The sequence below is a fragment of the Streptomyces sp. NPDC059696 genome, from assembly GCF_042733745.1.
In the GTDB taxonomy this organism is placed as follows: Bacteria; Actinomycetota; Actinomycetes; order Streptomycetales; family Streptomycetaceae; genus Streptomyces.
In genome coordinates this window covers 1-26,692 of the sequence record NZ_JBHWFG010000021.1, presented here as the reverse complement: position 1 = coordinate 26,692, position 26,692 = coordinate 1, and the positions used below count along the sequence as shown (strand labels likewise).

Genomic DNA, 26,692 nt, shown 5'->3' with positions numbered 1-26,692 from the left:
GGGTCCTTCTGGCGGGGTCGCGTGGCCACCTCACCATACAGGAACACATGAAGACTCATTCATGCCTTCATGCGATGCCTCGTACCGGAGCCCCGGCGCGGCGCGGATCCGGCTTTCACCGCACGGGCACCGCGACGTACTGGTACTCCAGGAACTCGTCGATCCCCACCCGGCCGCCCTCGCGCCCGAGTCCGGACTGCTTGACCCCGCCGAACGGAGCCGCCGGGTTGGAGACCAGACCGGTGTTCAGGCCGACCATGCCGACCTCCAGGCCCTCACTGACGCGCAGCCCGCGGTCCAGCCCCTGGGTGAAGACGTAGCCGACCAGGCCCCAGGGCGTGTCGTTGGCGCGGCGCAGAACCTCGTCCTCGTCGTCGAAGGTGAGGATCGCGGCGACCGGGCCGAAGATCTCCGTGTCCATCAGACGGCTGCCGGCGTCGACACCGGCGAGCACGGTCGGCGGGTAGAAGTGGCCGGGCCCCTCCGGCGTGCGGCCACCGACGAGCACCCGGGCCCCGCGCTCCACCGCGTCGGCGACCAGGGCCTCGACCTTGGCGCGCCCGGCGGCGTCGATCAGCGGGCCGACGTCGACCCCGTCGCGGGTACCGGGTCCGACCACGAGGGCGCCCATCCGCTCGGCGAGCCGCCGGCCGAACTCGCCGGCCACCGACCGGTGCACGAAGAAGCGGTTCGCCGCCGTGCAGGCCTCCCCCATGTTGCGCATCTTGGCGATCATCGCCCCGTCCACGGCCACGTCCAGGTCGGCGTCGTCGAAGACGATGAAGGGCGCGTTCCCGCCCAGCTCCATCGAGGTCCGCACGACGGTGTCGGCGCACTGCGCCAGCAGCAGCCGGCCGACGGCGGTGGAACCGGTGAAGGACAGCTTGCGGATCCGCCCGCCGCGCAGCAGCGGCTCGCACACCTCACCGGCACGGGAGGTGGTGACGACGTTCAGCACACCGTCCGGCAGCCCGGCCTCCTTGAGGATCCCGGCCAGGGCCAGGCTGGACAGCGGCGTCTGCGGCGCGGGCTTGAGGATCATCGTGCAGCCCGCGGCGACCGCCGGGCCGATCTTGCGGGTGCCCATGGCCAGGGGGAAGTTCCACGGCGTGATCAGCAGGCACGGTCCGACCGGGCGCCGGGACAGCAGCATGCGGTTGCGGCCGTCGGGCAGGGTGCCGCAGCCGCCGTCGACCCGGACGGCCTCCTCGGAGAACCAGCGGAAGAACTCGGCGGCGTACGCCACTTCCCCCCGGGCCTCGGCGAGCGGCTTGCCCATCTCGGACGTCATCAAGTTGGCGAGTTCGCCGGTGCGTTCCAGGATGAGCTCGTAGGCGCGGCGCAAAATCTCGCTGCGCTCCCTGGGTGCGGTGCGGGCCCATGCGTGCTGGGCCCGGACGGCGGCCTCCTCGGCGAGCTTCGCGTCCTTGGGGCCGGCGTCGGCGACGTGACAGAGGATCTCGCCGGTCGCGGGATCGTCGACGGGCATGGTGGCACCGTCGGTGGCGTCCACCCACGCACCACCGATGAACAACTGCGTCAGAACCTCGGTCATGTCATCTCTCCTGGCTGGTGGGCGGCGGGGTCGAGGAGTCCGGCGAGGTGCGGGGCACGGATGCCCCGGTCGCCGGCGAGGCGGCCGGTCCGGTGGCGCAGCTGAAGCCGTCGGCGACGACGGCCCGTCCGCCGACACGTCACGCCCGAGGGCGGCGGCACGGCTGGTTCGGCGACGACGACCGGCCGGGGCGGCACGCGGAAGTCGGAGGCGTCATGGGCACAGGGGCCGGCGGCTCCCGCCCCGGTCTCCACCCGCAGACCGGGCGTGAGCTCGGCGAGACGGGCCGTCGGACCCGCCAGGTCGCGGGGGGGGCGGGGGTCAGCGCTCCGAGGCCCCCGAGGTTCCGGCCTCGACGGCGTTCGCCCAGGCCTGGAGGCCCTCGTCGACGCCGGTCTCGTCGATCACCAGCGCCGGGATCATGCGGACGACCTGGTTCCAGGCGCCGCACAGCAACAGGAGCAGGCCCTCGTCGACGGCGGCCCGCTGCACACGGGCGGCGGTCTCCGGATCGGGGCTGCCGTCCTCGGTGACGAACTCGGTGGCGAGCATGAGGCCGAGGCCACGGACGTCGCCGATGCCCGGGGTGCGGCCGGCCACGGCCTCCAGGCCCTGGCGGAGCCGCTTGCCCATGGCCTCGGCGTTCTCCACGAGTTTCTCGTCGCGTACGACGTCCAACGTCGCGCAGGCCGCGGCACAGGCGACGGCGTTGGCGCCGTACGTGCCGCCCTGGGAGCCGGGCCAGGCCTTCGTCATGAGTTCCTCGGAGGCGGCGATGCCGGAGAGGGGGAAGCCGCTGGCGAGGCCCTTCGCGGTGACCAGGATGTCGGGGGTGACGCCGAAGTGGTCGTGGCCCCAGAACCGGCCGGTGCGGCCGACGCCGGTCTGCACCTCGTCGAGGATCAGCAGGAAGCCGTGCCGGTCCGCCCGCTCCCGCAGGCCTTCGAGGAAGGCACGGCCGGCGGGGACGTAACCGCCCTCGCCGAGGACCGGCTCGACGATGATCGCCGCCGTGTCGGCGGGCGACGAGATCGTCTGGAGGGTGTAGTCGAGCTCCGCGAGCGCGAAGCGGGTGGCGGTCTCCTCGTCCCAGCCGTACCGGAAGGCCGTCGGGAAGGGGGTGACGACCACGCCGCTCATCAGCGGCGAGAAGCCGGACCGGAAGCGGACGCCGGAGGTGGTCATGGAGGCGGCGGCGACGGTCCGGCCGTGGAAGCCGCCGTGGCAGACCAGGACGTTGGGCCGGCCGGTGGCCTGGCGGGCCAGCCGCAGGGCGGCCTCGACGGCCTCGCTGCCGGAGTTGGTGAAGAACAGACTGTCCAGGCCGGACGGCAGCACCTCGCCCAGCGCGTCGACGAGGCGGCGCAGCGGCTGGTGCATGACGGTCGTGTACTGCCCGTGGATGAGGGTGCCCACCTGCTCCTGTGCCGCCGCCACGACCTTGGGGTGGCAGTGCCCGGTGCTGGTGACGCCGATGCCGGCGGTGAAGTCGAGGTAGCGGCGGCCGTCCTCACCGTAGAGGTGGACGCCCTCGCCCCGGGCCGCCACGACGGGGGTGGCCTGGCGAAGGTGCGGCGACAGTGCGGTCATGTGGTCTCCCGGCCGTACGTCGAGGTCTGGCTGCTCGGCGCAGCTCCGGTTCCCGAGCATCCGGGCCGTCGCGAAACGGGACAACGCGTGATCTGTCCAGCCGGAACCCGTTGTTCGGACGTTGTGTCAGGCGCCGAACCCCCGTGGCACCGCCCGCCCCTCCCGTGGGCAGCTCTTGCGCAGGTCAGCACCGCTTGTCAGAGTGACCGGGCACGCAGGGAGGCACCGTGAACGCTCACCCCACGTCAGCCGGCCGTGACCCCGCCCCGGCCGGTCGCGCGCCGACCCTCGCCGACATCCTCGCCCTGCCGGTGCTGGCCGCCGGGCAGCCCCAGGTCGTCACGGGGCTGGCGCAGCTGGACCGGCCGGTGCGCTGGGTGCACATCACCGAACTGACGGACCCCGCCTCCTTCCTCAAGGGCGGGGAGCTGGTCCTCACCACGGGCATGCCCCTGCCCGAGGACGCCGCGGGAGTGCGCCGGTACGTCGAGGAGCTCACCGAGGTGGGGGCGGCGGCCCTGGTCATCGAGCTCGTACGGCGCTACCACCGGCCTCCGGACGCCCTCGTGCAGGCCTGCCGGGCCCGGCGGCTCCCGCTGGTCACCCTCGCCCGGGACGTCAACTTCCTGGAGGTCACGCAGGTCGTGCACGCCCTGATCCTCGGCAGCCAGGCGGAGGCGATGCGGCGGACCCAGCGGATCCACGAGGCGTTCACGGCCCTGACGCTGCGCGGGGCGGGGCCGGAGGACGTGCTGCGCGCGGCGGCGGAGATGAGCGGCCGGACGGTCGTGCTGGAGAACCTGGCGCACCAGGCGCTGATCTGCGAGCCCTCGGGGAGCACAGTGGAGGAGGCGCTCGGGGACTGGGAGCGGCGCTCACGGGCGACCGGGCCCGGCGAGCGCACCGGGGTGGGCGGTCCGGAGAGCTGGCTCACCGCACCGGTCTCCTACCAGGGCGAACGCTGGGGGCGGCTGGTCATGCTGCCCGCCGACGGGCCGGTTTTCGGGCCGGAGCACGTCACCGTCCTGGAGCGGACGGCGATGGCCCTCACCGTGGCCCGCCTCATCCACTCCACACCGTGGGAGCACACGGCCCACCGCAACGCCCTGCGGGAGCTGGCGGAGCAGCGCCACCACTCGCCCGAGGACGTCCGCGCCCGCTGTGCCGCGCTGGGGCTGCCCACGGACGACGTCGTGTTCTTGGCGGTGCTCGTGGACCCGGGGCCGGGCGTGGAGGGCGCGGACGTGGAGGCCCGGCTGCACCGGGAGCTGCGGTCGGCCGGGGTCCCGGCGCTGGTCGGCGAGCTGTCCCCCGGCCGCCTCGGTGTGCTGCCGGCGCTGCGCCGGGGCCGGCCCTGGCGGCCGGTGGCCGAACGGCTGAGCCGCGCGGCACTGGCCTCGGCTCCGGGGGCGATCGTCGGCGTCGGCTCGGAGGTGGAGGATCTCGCCGACACCGCTCGTTCCTTCCGGGAGGCGGCCCGGGTCATCGAGGCCACTCCGCCCGGCCAGGCCCTGCCCGCGGACCGGTCCTTCCACGAGTTGCCGGACGTCGACCTGCGCCGGCTGCTGTACGCGCTGCGCGAGGACACCAGGATCCAGGACTACACGGAACGCCGGCTGGGCCGGATCGTCGAGCACGACGACCGGCACGGCACCGATCTGCTGACGACCCTGGGCCACTACCTCGACGCCGCCGGCAACAAGACCACGACGGCCCGGCGCGGTGGTCTGTCGCGGGAGACCGTGTACCAGCGTCTGCGCACCGTCGAACGCCTTCTGGACACCGACCTCGAATCCGGCGCCCACCGTACGGAACTCCACGTGGCGCTCACGGCGTTGCGGGTCCTGCGCGCCGGCCCGGGACCGCACCCCCTGTAGCGCTTCGGGCGTCCCGGGCCAGGAGGGTCAGGTGTCGAAGTCGACCGTCAGCGTCTCGGACACCGGGAACGTCTGGCACGTCAGGACGTAGCCGGCGTCGACCTCGGACGGTTCCAGGGCGAAGTTGCGGCGCATGTCGGCCTTGCCGTCGGTGATCTGGGCCCGGCAGGTGCCGCAGACCCCGCCCTTGCAGGCGAAGGGCAGGTCGGGGCGGGTCTGCTGGGCGCCTTCGAGGAGGGTGCGCCCGCGAGGCAGCGGGGCCGTGGTGGAGCGGCCGTCGAGGGTGACGGTGACCTGGCTGACCGGGCCGGAGGGGCCGGTCTCGGCGTGCTGGACCTCGCGGACGGGCTCGTCGTCGGCGTAGAAGAGCTCCTGGTGGACGCGCTCGGCGGGGACGCCGAGGCCGGTGAGGACCTGCTGGGCGGCGCGGACCATGCCGTGCGGGCCGCACAGCCACCAGTGGTCGGCCGACTCCACGTCGACCAGCGCGTCGACGAGGGCGGCCAGCCGCTCGGCGTCCAGCCGGCCGGAGAGCACCTCGGCCTCGCGGGGCTCGCGGGAGAGGACGTGGGCGAGCTGGAACCGCGTCGGGTAGAGGTCCTTCAGGTCGGCGAGTTCGTCGGCGAACATCACCGTGCCGGTGCGGCGGTTGCCGTAGAGGAGGGTGACGCGCGAGCGGGCGTCGGCGGCGAGGACGGACTCGGCGATGGAGACCATGGGGGTGATGCCGGAGCCGGCCGCGACGAGGACGTGGTGGCCGGGGACGGTCAGGTCGGGGGTGAAGGCACCGGTGGGCGGCATCACCTCGACGGTGTCGCCGGGCCGCACGTCCCGCACCAGCCAGGAGGAGAACAGGCCGCCGGGCACCACCCGCACACCGATGCGCGGCGCCGTGCCGGCCGGGGCGCAGATCGAGTACGAGCGGCGCTCGTCCCGGCCGTCGACGTCGCGGCGCAGGGTGAGCGACTGGCCGGGCGCGAAGGCGAACTCCTCGGCCAGCTCGGCCGGGATGTCGAAACTCACGGCTGCCGCGTCCTCGCACAGCGGCTGCACGGCGGCGACCCGCAGGGCGTGGAAGACCGGACGTCGGCGGGCACGGGGGCGTGCCGCCGGGGCGGGGGCCGGCTCCATCAGGTCCTCCATCAGATCTCCTTGAGGTACTCGAACGGCTCGCGGCAGGCGAGGCAGCGCCACAGGGCCTTGCAGGACGTGGCGCCGAAGCGGGAGGTCTCCTCGGTGTCGGGGTGACCGCAGCGCGGGCAGGGCACCGAGCGGCGGGTCGGCGACAGCACGAGCGGGACCGGTCCGGCGGTGCGCGCGGGCGCGGCGCCGGGCGGGGCGATGCCGTGCTCGGCGAGTTTGCGCCGGCCGTCCGCCGTGATCCAGTCGCTGCTCCAGGGCGGGTCGAGGACCGTGCGGATCTCCACGCGCTCGTACCCCGCCTCGCGCAGCCGTGCGGCCACGCCGGCGCGCATCTCCGCCATCGCCGGGCAGCCCGAGTAGGTCGGGGTCAGGCTCGCGACCACCGTGCCGTCCTGGTCCAGGGTCACTTCGCGCAGGACGCCGAGGTCGGCCAGGGTGAGCATGGGCAGTTCGGGGTCGGGCACCCGCTCGGCGATGCGCCGGGCCCGTCGCTCGTCCAGGAGTGCCGTCACCATGTCGCCTCCGGGTGGGCGCGGGCCACGCCCTGCAACTCGGCGAGCAGCGGGGCGAGATGCTCGGTGTGGTCCCCGGTGCGGCCCGAGCCGGGCAGCGGGCGGTAGACCGGCATGGGCAGCCCCGCCGCCTCGGTGACCTGGCGGAGGACCGCCACGACCTCGTCGCGGACGTCGTACGCCGTGAACAGCTCGCCCAGGTAGGGCGCCACCTGCTCCTGCGCCTTGCGCATCCGGCGGTGGGACTCCTCGGTGCCGTCGCCGAGGCGCACGGCCCACTCGGCCGCGTACTGGCGGTGATAGGCCAGTTCCTTCACGCCCTTGGCGGCGATGGCCGCGAGCACCGGGTCGCGGTGGGTGGTGAGCCGCTCGAAGTGCGCGAGGCGCCAGCTGGCGAACACCAGCAGCCGCACGATCGAGAACGCGAAGTCTCCGCCCGGCAGTTCGGCGAGGCGGACGTTGCGGAAGTCGCCGGCGTCGCGGAAGTAGGCGTAGGCGTCCTCGTCACGGCCGGTGCCGTCGGCCTGGCCGGCGCGGGAGTAGAGCAGGCGGGCCTGGCCGAGCAGGTCGAGCCCGATGTTGGCGAGCGCCACCTCCTCCTCCAGCTCGGGGGCGCGGGTGGTCCACTCGGCGAGCCGCTGGGCGGAAACCAGGGCGTCGTCGGCGAGGCTGACGCAGACGGAGGCCAGTTCGCCGGCGTCCAGGTCGTCGGGCACGGTCGTGTCGACGCCGTGCAGGGGGTCCTCGAAGCCGGTGCCGTAGGCCCAGCGGGTGTCGTCCTCGTGCCCCTCGGCGAGGGTCAGGTAGACGTGGTCGTCGCTCATGCCCTCTCCTTCAGATGTGCGGGACGTCTTCGGGGATGTCGTAGAAGGTCGGGTGCCGGTACACCTTGTCGGCGCTGGGCTCGAAGAACGGGTCCTTCTCGTCGCGGGTGGAGGCGGCGATGTGCTCCGAGCGCACGACCCAGATGGACACGCCCTCGTTGCGGCGGGTGTACAGGTCGCGGGCGTGGGTGAGCGCCATACGGTCGTCGGCGGCGTGCAGAGAGCCCACGTGGACGTGGTTCAGTCCGCGCTTGCCGCGCACGAACACCTCGTACAGGGGCCAGTGCTGCTTGTCGGCGGTCATGCCACCGCTCCCTTCTCCGTGCGAGCCGCCTGCTTGGCGGCGTGGGCGGTGGCCGCCTCGCGCACCCAGGCGCCCTCCTCGTGGGCCGTGCGGCGCCGTTCCATCCGCTGGTCGTTGCAGGGGCCGTCGCCCTTGATGACCCGCATCAGCTCGTCCCAGTCGGGCGTGCCGAAGTCGTGGTGTCCGCGCTCCTCGTTCCAGCGCAGCTCCGGGTCGGGGAGCGTCACGCCGAGCCTCTCGGCCTGTGGGACGGTCATGTCGACGAAGCGCCGGCGCAGTTCGTCGTTGCTGTGCCGCTTGATCTTCCAGGCCATGGACTGCGCGGAGTTGGGCGAGGCGTCGTCGGGCGGGCCGAACATCATGAGCGACGGCCACCACCAGCGGTTCACCGCGTCCTGCACCATCTCGCGCTGCTCCGGAGTGCCGCGCATCATCGTCATCAGCAGCTCGTAGCCCTGCCGCTGGTGGAAGGACTCCTCCTTGCAGATCCGGACCATGGCGCGTGCGTAGGGCCCGTAGGAGGAGCGGCACAGCGGCACCTGGTTGCAGATCGCGGCGCCGTCCACGAACCAGCCGATCACACCGACGTCGGCGAAGGTCGGCGTCGGGTAGTTGAAGATCGACGAGTACTTCTGGCGGCCCTCGATGAGGCGCTCGGTCAGATCGGCGCGGTCGGCGCCCAGCGTCTCCGCCGCCGAGTACAGGTACAGCCCGTGCCCGGCCTCGTCCTGGACCTTGGCGAACAGAATGGCCTTGCGGCGCAGCGACGGGGCGCGGGTGATCCACTCGCCCTCGGGCTGCATGCCGATGATCTCCGAGTGCGCATGCTGCGCGATCTGCCGGATCAGCGTCCTGCGGTAGCCCTCCGGCATCCAGTCGCGCGGCTCGATCCGCTGGTCCCGCGCGATCGTCGCGTCGAAGTGCTGCTGGAGATCCGGCTCGGCGCCGTCCGCCCCCGGGGGGCTGGAGTGTGTCGTGTCCATCCGTCCCACTTCCCAACCGACCATTCGTTCGGTACATCGTATGACAAGGCGCCGCACCTTGGTAAGCCCCCGGCCCCTTGACAGGCGCCGAGACGAGTTGATTACTTGACGGCACCGAAGCTAACCGAATGTTCGGTCGGGCTACAAGGTGGTGCGAGAAGTGAGTCATACCGCTGACGCGACACCCGCGGCGGAGGCGATGTTCGCCGCGGACGAGGCCTCCCGCGGGCTCGGCATCGAGCTGCTGGAGCAGGGCGAGGGGACCGCCGTCCTGCGCATGACGGTGACGCGCGCGATGGTGAACGGGCACGGCATCGCCCACGGCGGGTACGTCTTCCTGCTCGCCGACACCGCGTTCGCCTGCGCCTGCAACAGCCACGGTCCGGTGACCGTCGCGGCGGGCGCCGACATCACCTTCGTCGCCCCGGCGCACCAGGGCGACGTGCTCGTGGCGCGGGCGGAGGAACGTACCCGGTTCGGGCGCAGCGGTCTGTACGACGTGAGCGTGCGGCGGGGCGACGAGGTGATCGCCGAGTTCCGGGGCCGCAGCCGGAGCATCAGGAGCACGAGGCCGGAGGAGTCCTGAATGACCAGCGAGACGACGGCCTCCCGGGCCACCGGACCGACGCCGCGGCGCCTCGGCGAACCGCTCCCCCACGACCTCCTCGACGACGGTGAGCGGCTGACCCGCGAGCAGCTGCGCGAGCTCCAGCTCGACCGTCTGCGGGGCAGCCTCCGGCACGCCTACGACCACGTGGAGGCGTACCGGAAGAAGTTCGACGCGGCCTGGGTCTCCCCCGACGACTGCCGTTCGCTGGAGGACCTCTCCCGCTTCCCCTTCACCACCAAGGCCGACCTGCGGGACACCTACCCGTTCGGCATGTTCGCCGTGCCCATGGACCGGGTGCGGCGGGTGCACGCCTCCAGCGGCACCACCGGCCGCCCCACGGTGGTCGGCTACACGGAGAACGACCTGTCGATGTGGGCGGACCTGGTCGCCCGCTCGATCCGCGCCGCCGGCGGCCGGCCGGGCCACAAGGTGCACGTCTCCTACGGGTACGGACTGTTCACCGGCGGCCTCGGCGCGCACTACGGGGCGGAGCGCGCCGGGTGTCTGGTGATCCCGGCCTCCGGGGGCATGACCGCGCGCCAGGTGCAGATCATCCAGGACTTCCGGCCCGAGATCATCATGGTGACCCCGTCCTACATGCTCACGCTGCTCGACGAGTTCGAGCGGCAGGGCCTCGATCCGCGCGCGAGCAGTCTGCGGGTGGGCGTCTTCGGGGCCGAGCCGTGGACGGAGGAGATGCGCCGCGAGATCGAGGAGCGGACGGACATCCACGCCGTCGACATATACGGCCTGTCCGAGGTGATCGGCCCGGGCGTCGCCCAGGAGTGCGTGGAGACCAAGGACGGGCTGCACGTGTGGGAGGACCACTTCTACCCCGAGGTCGTCGACCCGGTCACCGGCGAGGTGCTGCCCGAGGGCGAGGAGGGCGAGCTGGTCTTCACGTCCCTGACCAAGGAGGCCCTGCCGGTCGTCCGCTACCGCACCCGCGACCTGACCCGGCTGCTGCCCGGCACGGCCCGGCCCGCGTTCCGCCGGATCGAGAAGATCACCGGGCGCTGCGACGACATGATCATCCTGCGCGGGGTGAACGTCTTCCCCAGTCAGATCGAGGAGATCGTGCTGCGCACGCCCGGTGTCGCCCCGCACTTCCAGATCCAGCTGACCCGGCGCGGGCGTATGGACCACATGACCGTCCGCGTCGAGACCCGCCCCGGCACCGGCCCCGAGCAGCGCGAGGCAGCGGCCGCCATGATCGCCGGGGCCGTGAAGGACGGCATCGGGATCACCGCCGAGGTGACCGTCGTCGAACCGGAGACCCTGGAGCGTTCCCTCGGCAAGCTCCGCCGGGTGAAGGACCTGCGCGAAGGCTGAGGGCTGATCCGGGTCGGCCGGCCCGGCCCCCTGGGCGGTACGTCGTCCGGGGCACCGGGCCGGGCGCGTCCGGACGCCCTCAGGAGCGGCACCTCGCCCCGGCGGCGGGGGCTGCGTTCGGGCCGGGAGGGTCCGGCTCCGCGCCGGTCGGGCCCGGCTTGCGGATGAGGAGCAGGGCCGCGTCGTCGTGCAGCCGGCCGCCGACATGGGACAGCAGTTCCTCGTGGAGCGCGCCGACGGTGCGGGCCGGCTCCTGGGAGACGTGCCGCTCCAGCCCCTCGGCCAGGGGGTAGAAGGCCCGGCCGCCGTCGCGGGCCTCGGTGACCCCGTCGGTGTACAGCAGCAGCTGGTCCCCGTCGGCGAAGGGGAGCGTGTGGCGTGCCGGGGTGTGTCCCGTGAGGTCGCGCAGGCCCAGGGGCGGGGCCGGGTGCGCGGGCTCCACCGCGCTGATGCTCCCCGAGGCGCGCACCAGCAGCGGGGGCGCGTGCCCGCAGTTCACCACCTCCAGATGTCCCTCCCGCGGATACCCGGCGACCACGGCGGTGACGAAGTCGTCGCGGCCCAGGTTGCGGGCGAGGCTCCGCTCGATGCGGTCGACCACGGCGAGGAGATCGGGCTCGTCGTGGGCGGCCTCCCGGAAGACACCGAGCACCAGCGCGGCGGTCCCCACGGCGGGCAGGCCCTTGCCGCGCACGTCGCCGACGATCAGCCGCACCCCGTGCGGGGTGGGTATCAGGGCGTAGAGGTCACCGCCGATACGGGCCTCCGCCGCGGCGGCGCTGTAGCGGACGGCCACCTGGAACGGCCCCACGGTCGACGGCACGGGCTTGAGCAGGGCGTGCTGTGCGGTCTCCGCGACGGATCGTACGGCGGCCAGCACCCGCTCCCGGCGTCCGCGCAGCACACCGGCCAGGCCGCTCGCCAGCGTGACGGCGGCCAGGGCCGACAGCACGGCGGCCAGCTCCCGGCCCGGCACCCCGTCGCGGATCCCGAGCGTCGCACCGACCAGCACGGCGAGGCCTCCGACGCACAGGACCCCGCGCGGCCCGTTGGTCGTGGCCGCGAGGGCGGGGCCCACCGCGAGCAGGGGCAGCCAGACCATGCCCGCCCCGCCCACGAGGTCGGCGCACACGACGGCGGCCACGACCAGGACGGGCAGGACGGGTGCGCCGACGGCCAGCCGCGCGACGACGCGCCTGCGGGCCGAAGCCCCGGGACCGGCCACTCGGTTGCCGGACGGCCGTACCGGCCGGTGGTCGACGCCATGGTTACGGGCTTGACTCATGTCTGGGTCCGCAGTCCTCACCTGTGCGCGGGGCACGTCTTCGAAAATGTCTGTTTTATCCAGAGAACCGGGTGAGCACAGCCACCGGCAAGGAGCGGGTTTTCAGATAGTGAACGAGGGGGGTCGTCGTCACTTCGCGAGCGAGAGAGTCCTGGTCACGCGGCTCGCGGTCGGGAGCAGCCGCTCGCGGATCTCCGGCAGCCGGGAGAGCCGGTGGGAGGGCAGCGAGACACCGAGCGAGCCGAGCACGTCCCCGCTGTACACCGGGACGGCGACGCAGACCGTGCCGAGGGAGTACTCCTCCAGGTCCGTGATGGCCGGTGCCAGGGGCGGGGCTTCCAGCCGGCGCAGCAGTTCCGGGAGGCTGGTGATCGTCCGGGGGGTGAGGTCGGCGAGGTGGTGCCGGGAGAGGTAGTCCTGCCGCGCTTCCTCGCCCAGTTCCCGCAGGACGGACTTGCCCAGCGCGGTGGCGTGCCCCGCGTCCTCGAAGCCCACCCAGAGGTCCACCCGGGGCGTGCCCGGACCGTCGACGATCTCGGCGACCCTGATCTCGCCGTCCTCGTAGAAGGTGAGGTAGGCGGCGGTGGCGAGCTCGTCCCGCAGCGCGGCGAGGGTGGGCCGGACCCGGCTGAGCAGGGCCTGCGCACGGCCCATGGACTGCAGCGTCTGCAGCTTGTCGCCGAGGATGAAGCCGCCGTCGTCCAGCTTCCGCACGTACCCGTCGTGCACCAGGGTGCGCAGCAGGTGGTAGGTGGTGGCCAGGGGCAGGCCGGTCTCGCGTGCCAGCTGCTTGGCCGGCGCGCCGTTGACGTGCGCGCTCACCACCTCCAGCAGCCGCATGGCCCGCTGGACGGAGTTGATGAGCGTTGGGCCGTCCTGCGCACCCATACGAACAGCGTGCGCCACAGCGTACGCCCGGGGCAAGGGGAGGCCGGCGGGCCGGCGGAGGCCGGCTGCGGTGGCACCGCGCGGCAGCGGCGCGGTCCACGGCACCGGCTCACCGGTGGGGACGCCGTCGCGTACCCGTTCGGCCGGAAGCGGGCGACCACCGCGAAACGCCGCCGTGGTCCTTCACGGCCCTCCCCGGACGGACGACCATGCCGGGTCATGGACATCTTGCTCGTCGCCAGCGCGTTCAACAGCCTGTCCCAACGTGTGTTCGCCGAACTGTCGGACGAGGGGCACCACGTGGACGTCGTGCTCGCCACGCACGGCCCCGACGCCGTCCGGGCCGCCGTACGCGAGACGAGCCCGGAGCTGATCGTCGCCCCGATGCTGAAGTCGGCCCTGCCGGAGGACGTGTGGCGGGAGCACACCTGTCTGATCGTGCACCCGGGGCCACCCGGCGACCGGGGCCCGTCGTCGCTGGACTGGGCGATCGCCGAGGAGGCGCCGGAGTGGGGCGTCACGGTGCTGCAGGCCGAGGCCGCCATGGACGCCGGGGACGTGTGGGCGGACGCCACGTTCACGGTGCCGCCGACGGGCAAGAGCGACCTGTACCGCAACGAGGTCGCGGACGCCGCCACGGCCGCCGTGCTGCTGGCCGTGCGGCGCTACGCCGACGGGTCCTACAAACCCCGCCCGCAGAGCGAACCCGGGATCCATGTGGTGTGGCGGGACCTCTTCCGCCAGGAGCAGCGGCGGATCGACTGGGAGAACGACGACACGGCGACGGTGCTGCGCAAACTCCGCGGGGCGGACTCGCAGCCGGGTGTCCGGGACGAGATCTGCGGCCAGGAGGTGTTCCTGCACGGCGGGCACCCCGAGGACCGGCTGCGCGGGGAGCCCGGGGAGCTGCTCGCGACCCGGGCCGGCGCGCTCTGCCGGGCCACCCGGGACGGCGCGGTGTGGATCCCCGAGCTGCGTCCCCGCAAGAGCTCCGGTGACCCGGCCCCCTTCCGGCGCCCGGCGGCCTCGGTGCTCGCCGGCTTCCCCGCCCCGTCCGGCAGCGGCCCGGGCATGCCGGGGACGCGGGAGCGCCCGTACTGGCTGCCCGAGATCGCCGCCCCGCTCGAACTGCCCCCGGACCGCACCACCTGGTCCGACATCCGCTACCGGCAGCGCGGTCCCCTCGGCTTCCTGACGTTCTCGTTCCCCGGTGGGGCGATGAGCACCACCCACTGCCGCAGGCTGCTCGCCGCCTGGCGTTACGCGCTCACCCGCCCCACCTCGGTGCTGGTGCTCGGCGGCGCCCGCGACTTCTTCTCCAACGGCATCCACCTCAACGTCATCGAGGCGTCGGACGACCCGGCGGTCGAGTCCTGGTCCAACCTCAACGCCATGAACGACCTGGTCGAGGCGGTGCTGCGGACCACCGACCGGCTGGTGGTGGCGGCGCTCGGCGGCAACGCGGCCGCCGGCGGCGTCATGCTCGCGCTGGCCGCCGACGAGGTCTGGTGCCGCACGGGCGGCGTCCTCAACCCGCACTACCGCACCATGGGCCTGTACGGGTCGGAGTACTGGACGTACTCGCTGCCCCGCCGGGTGGGCGCCGAGACGGCCGAGCGGCTGACGACCGAGGCGTTGCCGGTGAGCGCCGCGACCGCCGGGCGGATCGGTCTGGTGGACCGTCTGGTGCCGGCGGGGCCCCAGGAGTTCGCCGCCGAGGTCGAGCGGCTGGCCGCCGACCTGGCCGGTGATCCGGATCTGCCGCGCCGGATCACCGCCAAGGCCACGGCACGGCACGCGGACGAGCTCCAGCGGCCCCTCGCCGAGTACCGCCGGGTCGAACTCGCCCGCATGCGGGCCGTCTTCGACGACCCCGCCGCGCCGTACCACGCGCTGCGGTCCGCGTTCGTCCGCAAACTCCCGAACGGCTCCGCCCGTCCGCTCGCCACCCGAGGAGCGAAGTGAGCGAGCGGCTGCTCGTGGCGGGCGTCGGCAACATCTTCCTCGCGGACGACGCCTTCGGCCCCGAGGTGATCCGCGCCCTGGACCGGCACCCGCTGCCGCCGGAGGTCCGCGTGCGGGACTTCGGCATCCGCGGCATGGACCTGGCGTACGAGCTGCTCGACGGCTACGACACGGCCGTCCTGGTCGACGCGGCCGTGCGGGGACACGCGCCGGGCACGCTGTCGCTGATCGAGCCGGACCTGCCCCCGGCCGCCACCGCGGGCGCCCCGCCGGAGGCGCACGGCATGGACCCGGCCAAGGTCCTGGCCCTGGCCGCCCACCTGGGCGACGAACCGCTCCCCCGCGTCCTGGTGCTGGCCTGCGAGCCCGAGCTGCGGGCCCCCGCCGACGAGGACATCGCCCCCGGCATCAGCGCGACGGTGCGTCAGGCGGTGGGGCGGGCCGTGGCGGCGCTGCACACGGTGGTGCCCGTGCTGCTCGCGGACCCGGCGGCCACGCCCCCGTTGAGCCGCCCGGACGAAAACGCCGCCCTGTCCCCGGCCGGGCTGCCGGGCACGGTGAGCGGCGGCGCGGAGGATCGGTAGCACGACGATGTCCCCCACCGACCCGCGAGGAGCGGCGCCCATGTGCGATTCCGTGGACGAGGTCACCCAGGCCGTCCTGGCCAAGAACGACGGGCTGGCCGCGGGCCTGCGCGAGGAGCTGGCCCGGCGCGGAGTGAGTGTGGTCAACCTGCTGTCCAGCCCCGGCAGCGGCAAGACGGAACTGCTCGGGCGGGTGCTGGCCAGGGCGGTGGAGCGGAGCCTTCCGGTGGCCGCGCTCACCGCCGACCTGGCGACCGAGAACGACGCCGACCGGCTGGCCCGCTCGGGCGCCCCGGTGAAGCAACTGCTGACGGACGGGCTGTGCCACCTGGAGGCACGGCAGCTGCGCGGTCATGTGGAGAGCTGGCTGCCCGCGGGGACCTCGCTGCTGTTCGTCGAGAACGTCGGCAACCTCGTCTGCCCCGCGTCCTACGACCTCGGCGAGAGTCTGCGGATCGTGCTCATGGCGGTGACCGAGGGCGAGGACAAGCCCCTCAAGTACCCCACGGCGTTCGGGTCCGCCCACCTGGTGGTGCTGACGAAGACCGATCTGGCCGGACCGGCCGGGTTCGACGAGGCGGCCTTCGAGGCGAACGTCCAGCGGGTCAACCCGGGGGTGGAGATGCTGCGGTCCTGCGCCCGCACCGGGACCGGCGTCGACGCCCTCCTGGAGCGGGTGCTCGGCGTCCGGGACGGAGCCCCCGCCCACCGGCCGCCGCTGGCGCCCCGTCCGCACACCCACAGCCACGAGGGCGCCGAAGCCGGCCTCGTCCCGTGACGGCGCCCGCCGCCCGGGCGGTGCGCCGACGCGTCACCGTGCGGGGCACCGTGCAGGGCGTGGGGTTCCGCCCGTTCGTGCACCGCCTCGCCACGGAGTTCGCACTCGCCGGTTTCGTGGGCAACACGGCGAGCGGGGTCCTGATCGAGGTGGAGGGCCCGCCGGACGGCGTCGACGCCTTCTGCGACCGGCTGGCCGAGCGGCCACCGCCCCTGGCCACCGTCACCGGCATGGGATTCGAGGACCTGCCCGCGACGGGCGCGGGCGGCGGCTTCGCCATCCGCTCCACCGACCGCTCCCCCGGCAGCACCCTGCTCCCGCCCGACACGGCGACCTGCCCGGACTGCCTGCGGGAGCTGGGCGATCCGGCCGACCGCAGGTACCGGCACCCGTTCGTCACCTGCACGCACTGCGGCCCCCGCTTCACCATCGCCACGGGCATGCCCTACGACCGGGCGGTCACGACCATGTCCGGCTTCCCGATGTGCGCCGGGTGCGCCCGGGAGTACGGCGACCCCCGCGACCGCCGCTTCCACGCCCAGCCCGTGGCCTGCCCCGACTGCGGTCCCCGGCTCCGTCTGGTGCCCGGGCCCGGCAGCGGGGTCCGCCCGGCCCGGGACGCCGAAGCCCTCGCAGCGGCACGGGCGTTGCTGGCCGCAGGGCGGATCGTCGCCGTCAAGGGCCTCGGGGGATACCACCTGGCCTGTGACGCCGGTGACGCCCGGGCCGTCGACACCCTGCGCACCCGCAAGGCACGCGGCGGCAAGCCCTTCGCGGTGATGTGCGCGGACCTCGACGACGTGCGGCGCGTCGCCCGGCTCTCCTCGCCGGAGCGGGCCGCGCTCACCGGTGCCCGCCGTCCCATCGTCCTGCTGCGCCGGCGTCCGGAGGCGAACGGTCTCGCGCCCGGTGTCTGCCCCGGCAGCCCGCACCTCGGCGTGATGCTGCCCTACACGCCGCTGCACACCCTGCTGTTCGGCCTGCCCGGTGATCCGCCCGGCCCGCGTGTGCTGGTGATGACCAGCGGCAACCGCTCCGGGGAGCCGATCGTCACGGACGACGACGAGGCGCTGGACCGGCTCGCCGGGCTGGCCGACGCCTGGCTCGCCCACGACCGGCCCATCGCCTCCCCCTGTGACGACTCCCTGCTGCGGGTACGCCCCGACGGCACCGCACAGGTGCTGCGCCGCTCGCGGGGCTTCGTGCCCCGTCCGCTGCGGCTGCCGGTGCCGGTGCGGCCCGCCCTCGCCGTGGGCGGGGACCTGAAGAACGCCCTGTGCCTCGGAGCGGGCGAGCAGGCCTGGTTCGGCCCGCACATCGGCGACATGGGCGACCTGGCCACCCTGGAGGCGGCCCGGAGGGCGGACGCGCACCTGCGGGCCCTCACCGGCGTGAGCCCCGAACTGGTCGCCGCCGACCGGCACCCCGGGTACCACTCGACGCGGTGGGCCGCCCGGCTGGCCGGGCATTCCCCCGTGCTGGTCCAGCACCACCACGCGCACCTCGCCTCCGCGATGGCCGAACACGGCCTCGACGGCACCACCCCCGTGATCGGCGTCGCCTTCGACGGCACGGGCTACGGCGACGACGGCACCGTCTGGGGCGGCGAGATCCTGCTCGCCGACTACACCGGCTTCCGCCGCTACGCCCGCCTCTCCCCCGCCCCGCTGCCCGGTGGCGACGCGGGCGTCGCCAACCCGTGCCGGCTGGCCCTGGCCCGGCTGCGGGCCGCGGGACTGCCGTGGGATGCGGACCTGCCCTGCGTGACCGCCTGTGCGCCCGACGAACTCGCCCTGCTCGGACAGCAGTTGTCCGGCGCTCTGGCCTGTGTGGCGACCTCCAGCATGGGCCGGCTCTTCGACGCCGTGTCCTCGCTCGTGGGCGTGTGCCACCGCACGGGATACGAGGCGCAGGCAGCGCTGGAGCTGGAGGCGGCCGCGGCCGTGGCGTGGGACGCCGACGGGTGGACGTACTCCTTCACCGGGGATCTCGACCCGGCACCGGTGCTCGGCGCGCTGATCGCCGATCTGCGGCGCGGCACACCGGCCGCCGTGCTCGCGGCCCGTTTCCACCGCGCCGTGGCGGGGGCGGTGGCGGGGATCTGCCGGCGGGCGCGTCAGGACACCGGCCTCGCCACCGTCGCGCTCAGCGGCGGGGTGTTCGCCAACGCGCTGCTGGAGGAGGAGTGCGCGCGGCTGCTGTCCGAAGACGGCTTCGCGGTGCTCCGGCACGGCGAAGTCCCGCCGAACGACGGCGGGCTGGCCCTCGGCCAGCTGGTGGTCGCGGCGCACCTACGACAGGAGGAGTGACCCATGTGTTTGGCAGTGCCCGGCAAGGTCGTGTCCATCGACGACAGCGCCGACCCGCTCACCGGGCTGATCGACTTCGGCGGTGTGCAGAAGCAGGCGTGTCTGGAGTACGTGTCCGACGTGAAAGTGGGCGAGTACGTCATCGTGCACGTCGGTTTCGCGCTCCAGCGTCTGGACGAGGAGTCGGCCCTGGCCTCCCTGAAGCTCTTCGAGGAACTGGGGCTGCTGGAGGAGGAGTTCGGGGACGCCTGGGAGCAGGCGGCGAAGGAGGCGGGCACCACCGCGGTGACGGAGCCCCAGGACAGCGGGAGCGAGGCCCGGTGAAGTACATCGACGAGTTCAACGACCCCCAGCTGGCGCGGCGCCTGCTGGACGAGATCCGCGCCACCGCCACCCGGCCCTGGGCCCTGATGGAGGTGTGCGGCGGGCAGACGCACTCGATCATCCGGCACGGCATCGACCAACTGCTGCCCGAGCAGGTCGAGTTGATCCACGGGCCCGGCTGCCCGGTGTGTGTCACGCCGCTGGAGGTCATCGACAAGGCCCTGGAGATCGCCGCGCGGCCCGGGGTGATCTTCTGCTCCTTCGGCGACATGCTGCGGGTGCCGGGCACCGACCGCGACCTGTTCCGGGTCAAGGGCGAGGGCGGTGACGTCCGGGTGGTGTACTCGCCGCTCGACGCCCTGGAGCTGGCCCGCCGCAACCCGGACCGGGAGGTGGTGTTCTTCGCGATCGGCTTCGAGACCACCGCCCCCGCCAACGCGATGGCGGTGCACCAGGCGCGCCGCCTGGGGCTGGCCAACTTCAGCCTGCTGGTGTCGCACGTGCGGGTGCCCCCGGCCGTCGAGGCGATCATGACGGCGCCCGAGTGCCGTGTGCAGGGCTTCCTGGCCGCCGGGCACGTGTGCAGCGTGATGGGAATGGCCGAGTACCCGGAGCTGGCCGAGCGGTTCCGGGTGCCGATGGTGGTGACCGGGTTCGAGCCGCTGGACATCCTGGAGGGCATCCGCCGGGCGGTGGGCCAGCTGGAGCGCGGCGAGCACCGGGTGGAGAACGCCTACCCGCGGGCCGTGCGCGAGGAGGGCAACCCGGCCGCGGTGCGCATGATCGAGGAGGTGTTCGAGGTCACCGACCGGTCCTGGCGGGGCATCGGACGGATCCCCGCCAGCGGCTGGCGCCTGACCGACGCCTTTCGCGCGTACGACGCGGAGCACCGCTTCGACGTGAGCGGGATCCGGACCGAGGAGCCCGCCGAGTGCCGGGCCGGCGAGGTGCTGCAGGGTCTGATCAAGCCGACCGAGTGCGCCGCGTTCGGCACCACCTGCACCCCGCGCACTCCGCTCGGCGCCACCATGGTCTCCAGCGAGGGCGCCTGCGCGGCCTACTACCTCTACCGGCGGATGAACGCCCCGGCTCCGCAGGCCGGCGGGACCGCGCCGCAGGAGGTGACCCCCGTTGCCTGAGCGACTCACCGACGTGGTCGACCCGGCCGCCTGGACCTGCCCCGCTCCGCTGCGCGACCAGGGCGTGGTGGTCATGGGGCACGGCGGAGGGGGCGCGCTGTCGGCCGAGCTGATGGAGCGGATCTTCACCCCCGCCTACGGCAACGCCACCCTGTCCGGCCTCGCCGACTCCGCCGTCCTCGAACTGGGCGGTGCGCGGCTGGCCTTCTCCACCGACTCCTACGTGGTCCGGCCGCTGTTCTTCCCCGGCGGCTGCCTGGGCGACCTCGCGGTCAACGGCACGGTCAACGACCTCGCGATGAGCGGCGCCCGGCCCGCGTACCTGTCCGCGGCCTTCGTCCTGGAGGAGGGCGTGGAGCTGACGGTCGTCGAGCGGATCGCCCGCTCGATGGGGGCCGCCGCCGGGGCCGCCGGGGTCACGATCGCCACGGGCGACACCAAGGTGGTGGAGTCCGGGCACGGGGACGGGGTGTACGTCACCACCGCCGGGGTGGGACTCGTGCCGGACGGGGTGGACATCCGGCCCCAGCGCGCCCGGCCCGGGGACGCGGTCATCGTCAGCGGGCCGATCGGACTGCACGGCGTGGCGATCATGAGCGTGCGGGAGGGCCTGGAGTTCGGGGTGGAGGTCGCCAGCGACACCGCGCCGCTGGCGGATCTGGTGGCGGCGATGCTGACCGTCACTGCGGACATCCATGTGCTGCGCGACCCCACCCGGGGTGGCCTGGGCGCGTCGCTGAACGAGATCGCCCGTGCCTCGGGGACCGGTGTCCGGCTGCAGGAGCGGGCGATTCCGGTGCCGGACGCGGTGGCGAACGCCTGCGGGTTCCTCGGGCTCGATCCGCTGTACGTCGCCAACGAGGGGCGGCTGGTCGCGTTCGTGCCGCCGTCGGAGGCGGAGGAGGTGCTGGCCGCGATGCGGGCCCATCCGCAGGGTGCCGGGGCGGCACGGATCGGCGAGTGCGTCGCCGAGCATCCGGGGATGGTGGTGGTCGCCACCGGGCTCGGCGGGACGCGGGTGGTGGACCTGCCCCTCGGGGAGCAGCTGCCGCGCATCTGCTGACCGCTGCCCAGGCCGGCCGGAGAGGACCACCTGACAGGCCGGCCGCAGAGGACCACCTGACAGAACTGCCCGACAAGGCCACCCGACAAGGCCACCGGACAAGGCCACCGGACAGGGCCGAGGGCCCCGCCGACGGATCGGCGGGGCCCTCGGCCGTTGTCTATGCCGGGACCGGCTCGATCCCGGCGATCTCCAGCTCACGGCCGCTGCGCAGGTCGCTGGAGGGCTGGTCGCAGCGCGGGCACCAGAAGAACGGGGGCATGCCCACCGCGAACTCCTCGGCGCACGGGCCGCACCAGGCCTGCGCGGGGACCTGCTCGACGACGAGCACGGCCCCCGCGAGGGCCGTGCCGTCCCGGGCCACCTCGAAGGCGAAGTCCAGGGCGTCGGGGACGACGCCCGCCAGCTCGCCGACCCGGACGGTCACCTTCGAGACGGCGTCCGTCCCGTCCGCCCGGGCCAGCTCGTCGGCCCGCTCGATGATCGCGGTCGCGATCGACAGTTCGTGCACGGCGGTCTCACGGGTAGCGGCGGCCGGCGCGGAACCCGCCGGCCATCCGCCAGATCCGCACCTCCCGCCTCAGGCTGGGCAGCTCCCAGCACAGCAGGGCCAGGGCCACACCGCCCACCAGGGCGGCCTCGGCCTTCAGCACCCGCTGCCCGCTCATCCCGCGCCGTCCGCGCGCGACGGTTCTGCCTGCTCGTTTCATTGCGGCGACTCCCTGCTCGTTCGCGTGCCGGTGTTCATCCCGGCGAGATGTTCGGCATGGTCTCCGCGAGGGCGTCATGCCGCTTCCAGTGGATCCCCGTGGAGCGGCGCGCGTCGGCGGTGCCGTCCTGGTGGTGACCCTTCTGCCGCTCGCGCGGTCCCTTGTTGCCCTGGTGCATCCCGGCGACGTGCCGGGGCGTGTCGGGCTTGGCCTGGGGCCGCCCCACTCTGATGCTGCCCATGGTGCTCTCCTTCCTCGCCTCCGACCTGCGGAGGCCGTGCCTACGGCCGCTCGGTGAGGTCCTCGAAGAACTGCTCGACGGCCGGCCAGATGCGGCCGCCGCCGGACAGGCCGCGCCACTCCCGGCGGACGACGGCGACCATCCGGTAGCAGTCGTCGACCGGCACGATCCAGTGATGATCGAGGCCGTGGACGGTGTTCACCAGCAGTGCCTCCACCTCGGGTTCCACGGTCGCGAGCGGCGGACACGTGCGGGCCAGCTCCCGCCAGGCGTCGGCGTCCACCTCCCACCGCATGGCTCCCGCGGGGCTCGGGCCCTCGGCGATGACGGTGCCGTCGGCCCGGGGCACGAAGAAGACCAGGCCGACCGGCACGCCCAGGGCGGCCGTGTCGACCTCGGGCAGCCGCACCCGGCGGCGGGGCACGAGCCGGTACTGGCCGTCCCCCGCCGCCGCGTCGGCGAACAGCACCGAGCAGGGGCCGCAGGCGCAGCGCACCTCCTGCCGTCCGGTGTCGTACAGGTGGGCGTGTTCACCGGCGACCGGGGCGGCGCACAGGTCGCACACCTCCGTCCCGGCCGCCGCCGTACGGTCGGCCGAGGAGCGGATGAGGCGGGCCAGTGCCCCGTCGGTGGTCACGGTGCGCCCCGGTGCGTCAGCGTGGTCAGGGGGACGAAGGCGGGGGCCGTCTCGGTCAGCGGCTCCACCGCCGTCAGTTCGGGTGCCGCGGCGAGCACCGCCGCGCGGACCGCGTCGGTGACGTCGGAGCCGCTGCCGCCGCAGCCGGAGCCGCAGCCGCCGCCCGTCGTCAGCCGGACCCGGGCGACCTGCCCTTCGACCCCGGCCCACTCCACGTCGCCGCCCCGTTCCCGCACGGCGGGACGCAGCCGTTCGACCGCGCGGGCCGCCCGGCGTTCGGCGGGCTCGGGGTGGATGGCGTGCAGCACCATGAGGTGTCCCAGCAGCTCGTCCTCGGCGAGGCGTTCGGCCAGCCGCTCGTCCGCGAGGTCCAGGACGCGGGCCAGGGCCTCGCCGTAGACCTCGGTCAGCAGGGCCACGGCCTCGGTCGCGGATCGGGTCGTGGGGCCGGGCGCGGTCTCGAGGCCTTCCAGCAGCTCGTCGAGCCGGCCGAGCCGGGCCTCGACGTCCGGGTCGGCCAGCCGTGCGCCGACGGCCTCAGCCATGGTTCGCCCCGTACGTCGGCGAGTGCAGGGTGGTCAGCGTCTTGCCCTTGCCGACGTACATGTGCACTCCGCACGGCAGACACGGGTCGAAGCTGCGGACCGTGCGCATGATGTCGACGCCCTTGAAGTCGTCCGGCCCGTTCTCCTCGAAGATGGGCTGGCCCTGGACGGCGTCCTCGTACGGGCCGGGGGTGCCGAACTTGTCGCGGGGGCTGGCGTTCCACGGGGTGGGCGGGTACGGGTGGTAGTTGGCGATCTTCTTGTCCTTGATCACCAGGTGGTGGGAGAGGACGCCGCGCACGGCCTCGTGGAAGCCGCAGCCGATCGCCTCGTCGGGCACCTCGAAGTTCTCGAACACCTTGGTCTCGCCCGCGCGCACCATGCCCATGGCCTCCTCGAGGAACTGCAGGGCCATGGCGGCCGCGTAGGCGATGAAGTACGGCCGGGCGCGGTCGCGTTCGATGGTGTTGCTCCACTGCGGGATGCGCCACTCCAGGGTGGTCTCCGGCAGTGACTCGCCCTTGGGCAGGGAGATGCGCACGCTGTGGCCGGTGGCCTTGACGTACGGGGTGTCGACGAGGCCGCTGAGCGCCGTCGACCACAGACGGGCCAGGGGGCCGCCGCCGGTGTCGAGGGCGAGGTGGTCGCCGGTGCGCTGGTCGAACCAGCGGGGGCTCATCACCCAGCTGTACTTGTCGTCGAAGTCGCGCTTCTGCGGCACCGGCACGGTGGTCTGGTTCCACGGGTGGCGCATGTCGACGGGGTTGCCGAGCGGGTCGTGGGTGACGAACGGCTGCTCGTTGACCCAGTCCTCGTAGTAGGAGCTGCCGAGCATGATGCGCAGGCCGAGGTTGATGTCGACGAGGTTGTTGGTGACCAGTTCGCCGTCGACGATGATGCCCGGGGTGACGTACATCGCCTTGCCCCAGGTGTTCATGGTCTCGTATCGGTAGTCGACGACCTTGGGGTCCTGGAAGGCGCCCCAGCAGCCCAGCAGGACACGGCGGCGTCCGACCTCCTCGTAGCCGGGCAGGGCCTCGTAGAAGAAGTCGAAGACGTCGTCGTTCATGGCGACGGCCTTCTTCACGAAGTCGATGACCCGCATGAGGCGGCTGAGGTAGTCGGTGAAGACGGTCGGCTGCGGCATCGTGCCGACGCCGCCCGGGTACAGCGTGGAGGGGTGGACGTGCCGTCCCTCCATCAGGCAGAACATCTCGCGGGTGACCCGGCTGACCTTCAGGGCCTCCTTGTAGACCTCGCCCTCGAAGGGGTTGAAGGCCTTCATGATGTCGGCGATCGTGCGGTAGCCGTGGATGTCGCCGCGGGGGGCGTCGGTGCGTTCGGCGCGGGCCAGGACACCGGGGTTGGTGGCCTTGACCATCGCCTCGCAGAAGTCCACGAAGACCAGGTTGTCCTGGAAGATCGTGTGGTCGAACATGTACTCGGCGGCCTCGCCGAGGTTGACGATGTGCTCGGCCAGCGGGGGCGGCTTGACGCCGTAGGCCATCTGCTGGGCGTAGTCGGAGCAGGTGGTGTGGTTGTCGCCGCAGATGCCGCAGATCCGGGACGTGATGAAGCCCGCGTCGCGCGGGTCCTTGCCCTTCATGAACACCGAGTAGCCGCGGAAGAGCGACGAGGTGCTGTGGCATTCGACGACTTCCCGGTTGGCGAAGTCGATCTTCGTGTAGATGCCCAGGTTCCCGATGATCCGGGTGATCGGGTCCCAGGACATGTCCACGAGCTGGGGTGGCTTGCGGTCCGTGGGCCGGGCCTCGGTGGTGGTCATCTGCGGTACTGCCCCTCGCTGTCGGTGGTGGGTGGGGTCGCGGGTGTCATCACGGGCGCCAGCGCGGGTCGTAGCCGCTGGTCAGCTTGCGCTTGTTGTGGCGCCACTTGGGCTCGTGGTTGACGAGCTCGTTGGTCATGCCGCGCAGCCTGCGGATGACGGCTCCGTACGGCTTGATGGCCAGGGACGACAGGGTGCCGCCGGGGGGCTCGTCCATGAACGGCATGAACGCGTCCGGGAAACCGGGCATCGTGCAGCCGATGCAGATGCCACCGACGTTGGGGCAGCCGCCGAGGCCGCCCATCCAGCCGCGCTTGGGCACGTTGCAGTTGACGACCGGACCCCAGCAGCCCGTCTTGACCAGGCACTTGGGCGAGTTGTAGTCCGTGGCGAAGCCGGCCTGCTCGTAGTACGAGCCGCGGTCGCAGCCTTCGTGGACGGTCTTCCCGAACAGCCACTGCGGGCGGAGCATGTGGTCCAGCGGCGGCGGGGGCGCGGAGCCGGCCGCGTGGTAGAGGACCCAGATCAGGGTCTCCATGAAGTTCTCGGGCTGGATCGGGCAGCCCGGCACGTTGACGACGGGCAGGCCGGCCTGGGAGGTGTAGTCCCAGCCCAGGTAGTCGGCGAGGCCCATGCAGCCCGTCGGGTTGCCGGACATGGCGTGGATGCCGCCGAAGGTGGCGCAGGTGCCGGCGGCGACCACCGCCCAGGCCTTGGGGGCCAGTTGGTCGATCCACCAGTTGAGGGTCTGCGGCTCGCCGGTCTCCGGGTCGTTGCCGAAGGACGTCCAGTAGCCGTCGCCCTCGATGATGTTCTGGTTGGGGATCGAGCCCTCGATGACCAGGATGAAGGGACCCAGTTCGCCGCGTACGGCCGCCCGGTAGGGCGCGAGGAAGTCCTCGCCGCCCAGGCTGGGCGAGAGCACCTTGTTGACCAGGTTCACCTTCGGCAGGCCCGGGATCAGCCCGAGCACCACGTCCTCGATGGAGGGCTGGTCGGCGGCGGTGAGCGAGACGGTGTCACCGTCGCAGCTCATGCCCTCGGAGATCCACAGGATGGTGATCTCGTCGATGCCCCGGCGGTCCTCGGACCGGTCGGGTTCCTTGCTGACTTCTTGGGTGCTGCTGTGGGTGGTCATGTCACTCGGCCTCCGCTGCGGGGGTCTCGGAGTCGGTCGTGTGCCGCGGGGGAGCTGCGGCGGGAGCCGGTGCCGACGGCTCGTCCGGGGATCCGGCGGGCCCGAGGGGTTCGAGCTCGTCGGGCCGGAAGTAGTGGAAGCGGCCGTACCAGTTGTTGAGTTCGGCGGCCGGGTCGTCGTCGAGGGTGACGGCGAGGTGCACGCTGCCGTCCACGTCGTGGAAGACGGCCGCGACCTCGGCGGTGCGCCCGGCCAGGAACATGTCCTGGGCGTCGGCGCCGCGTCCCCGGGGACGGAGCCGGACCCGGCTGCCGCCGCCGAGCCGGACGCCGTCGACGAGCACGGTGTCGGTGGTCGGGGAGAGACCGTCGTCGCCGCCTTCCTGCCACCAGGCGGGACGGCCGGCGGACGCCGCGGGGGTGCCGAAGGTGAGGGGACGGTCGGCGGACGCGGCGGGGGTCTCGAAGGTGAGGGGACCGTCGGCGGACGCGGCGGGGGTCTCGAAGGTGAGGGGAAAGACGTCTGAGGCGGCTGGGGTCTGGGAGGTGTGGGGTGAGTCGGCTGACGCGG

The 26,692-nt window shown here is 73.2% G+C and carries 26 protein-coding genes and 1 pseudogene; 10 read left to right on the top strand and 17 right to left on the bottom strand.

The features are described 5' to 3' along the window. Positions 1-115 precede the first annotated feature (115 nt). Both ACFV20_RS22785 and ACFV20_RS22780 read right to left on the bottom strand, forming a co-directional pair. Positions 116-1,555 carry an NAD-dependent succinate-semialdehyde dehydrogenase gene (locus tag ACFV20_RS22785; RefSeq protein WP_385659154.1) on the bottom strand — a complete coding sequence of 480 codons (1,440 nt, stop codon included), beginning with the start codon at positions 1,553-1,555 and terminating at the stop codon, positions 116-118. Between the two features lie 321 nt (positions 1,556-1,876). Then, the gene (locus ACFV20_RS22780; protein ID WP_385659152.1) at positions 1,877-3,145 is read right to left on the bottom strand and encodes an aspartate aminotransferase family protein; all 1,269 of its coding nucleotides are present in this window, start codon (positions 3,143-3,145) and stop codon (positions 1,877-1,879) included. Between the two features lie 227 nt (positions 3,146-3,372). Between ACFV20_RS22780 and ACFV20_RS22775 the strand changes: the two genes are divergently transcribed. Continuing rightward, positions 3,373-5,022, top strand: a complete 1,650-nt coding sequence (locus ACFV20_RS22775; RefSeq protein ID WP_385659150.1) for a PucR family transcriptional regulator — start codon at positions 3,373-3,375, stop codon at positions 5,020-5,022. A gap of 27 nt (positions 5,023-5,049) precedes the next feature. On the opposite strand, the gene paaE is transcribed toward ACFV20_RS22775, so the two are convergent. Genes paaE through paaA form a run of 5 tightly spaced genes read right to left on the bottom strand, consistent with a single transcriptional unit; the run spans position 5,050 to position 8,788 of the window. Continuing rightward, positions 5,050-6,165 (bottom strand): 1,2-phenylacetyl-CoA epoxidase subunit PaaE, encoded by a 1,116-nt coding sequence (paaE, locus tag ACFV20_RS22770; protein ID WP_385659148.1) that lies wholly within the window; start codon positions 6,163-6,165, stop codon positions 5,050-5,052. Then, positions 6,165-6,680 carry a 1,2-phenylacetyl-CoA epoxidase subunit PaaD gene (gene paaD / locus ACFV20_RS22765; protein ID WP_385659146.1) on the bottom strand — a complete coding sequence of 172 codons (516 nt, stop codon included), beginning with the start codon at positions 6,678-6,680 and terminating at the stop codon, positions 6,165-6,167. Before paaD ends, paaE begins: the two co-directional genes overlap by 1 nt. After that, positions 6,674-7,501, bottom strand: a complete 828-nt coding sequence (gene paaC / locus ACFV20_RS22760; protein ID WP_385659144.1) for a 1,2-phenylacetyl-CoA epoxidase subunit PaaC — start codon at positions 7,499-7,501, stop codon at positions 6,674-6,676. The genes paaD and paaC overlap by 7 nt, the downstream gene beginning before the upstream one ends. 10 nt (positions 7,502-7,511) lie before the next feature. After that, a complete protein-coding gene (gene paaB / locus ACFV20_RS22755) occupies positions 7,512-7,805 on the bottom strand; it encodes a 1,2-phenylacetyl-CoA epoxidase subunit PaaB (RefSeq protein ID WP_385659142.1) in 294 nt (97 codons plus the stop codon). Then, entirely contained in the window at positions 7,802-8,788 is a 987-nt protein-coding gene (gene paaA / locus ACFV20_RS22750; RefSeq protein ID WP_385659140.1) for a 1,2-phenylacetyl-CoA epoxidase subunit PaaA, read from the bottom strand. Before paaA ends, paaB begins: the two co-directional genes overlap by 4 nt. A 199-nt stretch (positions 8,789-8,987) precedes the next feature. On the opposite strand from paaA, the gene paaI reads away from it, so the two are divergent. Then, a complete protein-coding gene (gene paaI / locus ACFV20_RS22745) occupies positions 8,988-9,374 on the top strand; it encodes a hydroxyphenylacetyl-CoA thioesterase PaaI (RefSeq protein WP_385659356.1) in 387 nt (128 codons plus the stop codon). Beyond that, on the top strand, positions 9,375-10,730 hold the full coding sequence (paaK, locus tag ACFV20_RS22740; protein ID WP_385659138.1) for a phenylacetate--CoA ligase PaaK: 1,356 nt from the start codon (positions 9,375-9,377) through the stop codon (positions 10,728-10,730). Positions 10,731-10,809: 79 nt separating this feature from the next. Here paaK and ACFV20_RS22735 read toward each other — a convergent pair whose 3' ends face one another. Together ACFV20_RS22735 and ACFV20_RS22730 are read right to left on the bottom strand one after the other, a co-directional pair. Then, positions 10,810-12,015 (bottom strand): PP2C family protein-serine/threonine phosphatase, encoded by a 1,206-nt coding sequence (locus ACFV20_RS22735; RefSeq protein WP_385659136.1) that lies wholly within the window; start codon positions 12,013-12,015, stop codon positions 10,810-10,812. A 129-nt stretch (positions 12,016-12,144) separates the two neighbouring features. Further along, complete coding sequence (locus ACFV20_RS22730) at positions 12,145-12,903, bottom strand: IclR family transcriptional regulator (RefSeq protein ID WP_385659135.1); 759 nt, start codon at positions 12,901-12,903, stop codon at positions 12,145-12,147. A gap of 219 nt (positions 12,904-13,122) precedes the next feature. On the opposite strand from ACFV20_RS22730, the gene ACFV20_RS22725 reads away from it, so the two are divergent. From ACFV20_RS22725 to hypE, 7 genes are read left to right on the top strand one after another with little or no spacing between them, the layout of a single operon-like run. Further along, positions 13,123-14,868 carry an enoyl-CoA hydratase-related protein gene (locus ACFV20_RS22725; RefSeq protein WP_385659134.1) on the top strand — a complete coding sequence of 582 codons (1,746 nt, stop codon included), beginning with the start codon at positions 13,123-13,125 and terminating at the stop codon, positions 14,866-14,868. After that, complete coding sequence (locus tag ACFV20_RS22720) at positions 14,865-15,452, top strand: hydrogenase maturation protease (protein WP_385659133.1); 588 nt, start codon at positions 14,865-14,867, stop codon at positions 15,450-15,452. Before ACFV20_RS22725 ends, ACFV20_RS22720 begins: the two co-directional genes overlap by 4 nt. Before the next feature lie 40 nt (positions 15,453-15,492). Beyond that, a complete protein-coding gene (gene hypB / locus ACFV20_RS22715) occupies positions 15,493-16,230 on the top strand; it encodes a hydrogenase nickel incorporation protein HypB (protein WP_385659131.1) in 738 nt (245 codons plus the stop codon). Further along, complete coding sequence (hypF, locus tag ACFV20_RS22710; RefSeq protein WP_385659129.1) at positions 16,227-18,539, top strand: carbamoyltransferase HypF; 2,313 nt, start codon at positions 16,227-16,229, stop codon at positions 18,537-18,539. Before hypB ends, hypF begins: the two co-directional genes overlap by 4 nt. Positions 18,540-18,542: 3 nt before the next feature. Beyond that, entirely contained in the window at positions 18,543-18,863 is a 321-nt protein-coding gene (locus ACFV20_RS22705) for a HypC/HybG/HupF family hydrogenase formation chaperone (RefSeq protein ID WP_385659127.1), read from the top strand. After that, complete coding sequence (gene hypD, locus ACFV20_RS22700; protein ID WP_385659126.1) at positions 18,860-20,002, top strand: hydrogenase formation protein HypD; 1,143 nt, start codon at positions 18,860-18,862, stop codon at positions 20,000-20,002. Before ACFV20_RS22705 ends, hypD begins: the two co-directional genes overlap by 4 nt. Continuing rightward, a complete protein-coding gene (gene hypE, locus ACFV20_RS22695) occupies positions 19,995-21,065 on the top strand; it encodes a hydrogenase expression/formation protein HypE (RefSeq protein WP_385659124.1) in 1,071 nt (356 codons plus the stop codon). The genes hypD and hypE overlap by 8 nt, the downstream gene beginning before the upstream one ends. A gap of 160 nt (positions 21,066-21,225) precedes the next feature. Here hypE and hypA read toward each other — a convergent pair whose 3' ends face one another. The 8 genes and pseudogenes from hypA to ACFV20_RS22655 form a co-directional block, all read right to left on the bottom strand. Then, a complete protein-coding gene (gene hypA / locus ACFV20_RS22690; protein ID WP_385659122.1) occupies positions 21,226-21,576 on the bottom strand; it encodes a hydrogenase maturation nickel metallochaperone HypA in 351 nt (116 codons plus the stop codon). Between the two features lie 7 nt (positions 21,577-21,583). Beyond that, positions 21,584-21,775, bottom strand: a complete 192-nt coding sequence (locus ACFV20_RS22685) for a hypothetical protein (RefSeq protein ID WP_385659120.1) — start codon at positions 21,773-21,775, stop codon at positions 21,584-21,586. Positions 21,776-21,809: 34 nt separating this feature from the next. Further along, the gene (locus ACFV20_RS22680; protein WP_385659118.1) at positions 21,810-22,016 is read right to left on the bottom strand and encodes a hypothetical protein; all 207 of its coding nucleotides are present in this window, start codon (positions 22,014-22,016) and stop codon (positions 21,810-21,812) included. 40 nt (positions 22,017-22,056) lie between these two features. After that, a complete protein-coding gene (locus ACFV20_RS22675) occupies positions 22,057-22,653 on the bottom strand; it encodes a DUF5947 family protein (RefSeq protein ID WP_385659116.1) in 597 nt (198 codons plus the stop codon). Then, the gene (locus tag ACFV20_RS22670; protein WP_385659114.1) at positions 22,650-23,198 is read right to left on the bottom strand and encodes a NifU family protein; all 549 of its coding nucleotides are present in this window, start codon (positions 23,196-23,198) and stop codon (positions 22,650-22,652) included. Before ACFV20_RS22670 ends, ACFV20_RS22675 begins: the two co-directional genes overlap by 4 nt. Beyond that, positions 23,191-24,984, bottom strand: coding sequence for a nickel-dependent hydrogenase large subunit (locus ACFV20_RS22665; RefSeq protein ID WP_385659112.1), 1,794 nt, complete (start codon positions 24,982-24,984; stop codon positions 23,191-23,193). The genes ACFV20_RS22670 and ACFV20_RS22665 overlap by 8 nt, the downstream gene beginning before the upstream one ends. 49 nt (positions 24,985-25,033) lie before the next feature. Then, on the bottom strand, positions 25,034-26,122 hold the full coding sequence (locus ACFV20_RS22660; RefSeq protein WP_385659111.1) for a hydrogenase expression protein HypE: 1,089 nt from the start codon (positions 26,120-26,122) through the stop codon (positions 25,034-25,036). A 1-nt stretch (position 26,123) separates the two neighbouring features. Then, positions 26,124-26,692, bottom strand: a pseudogene (locus ACFV20_RS22655) (hypothetical protein); the annotation flags it as partial.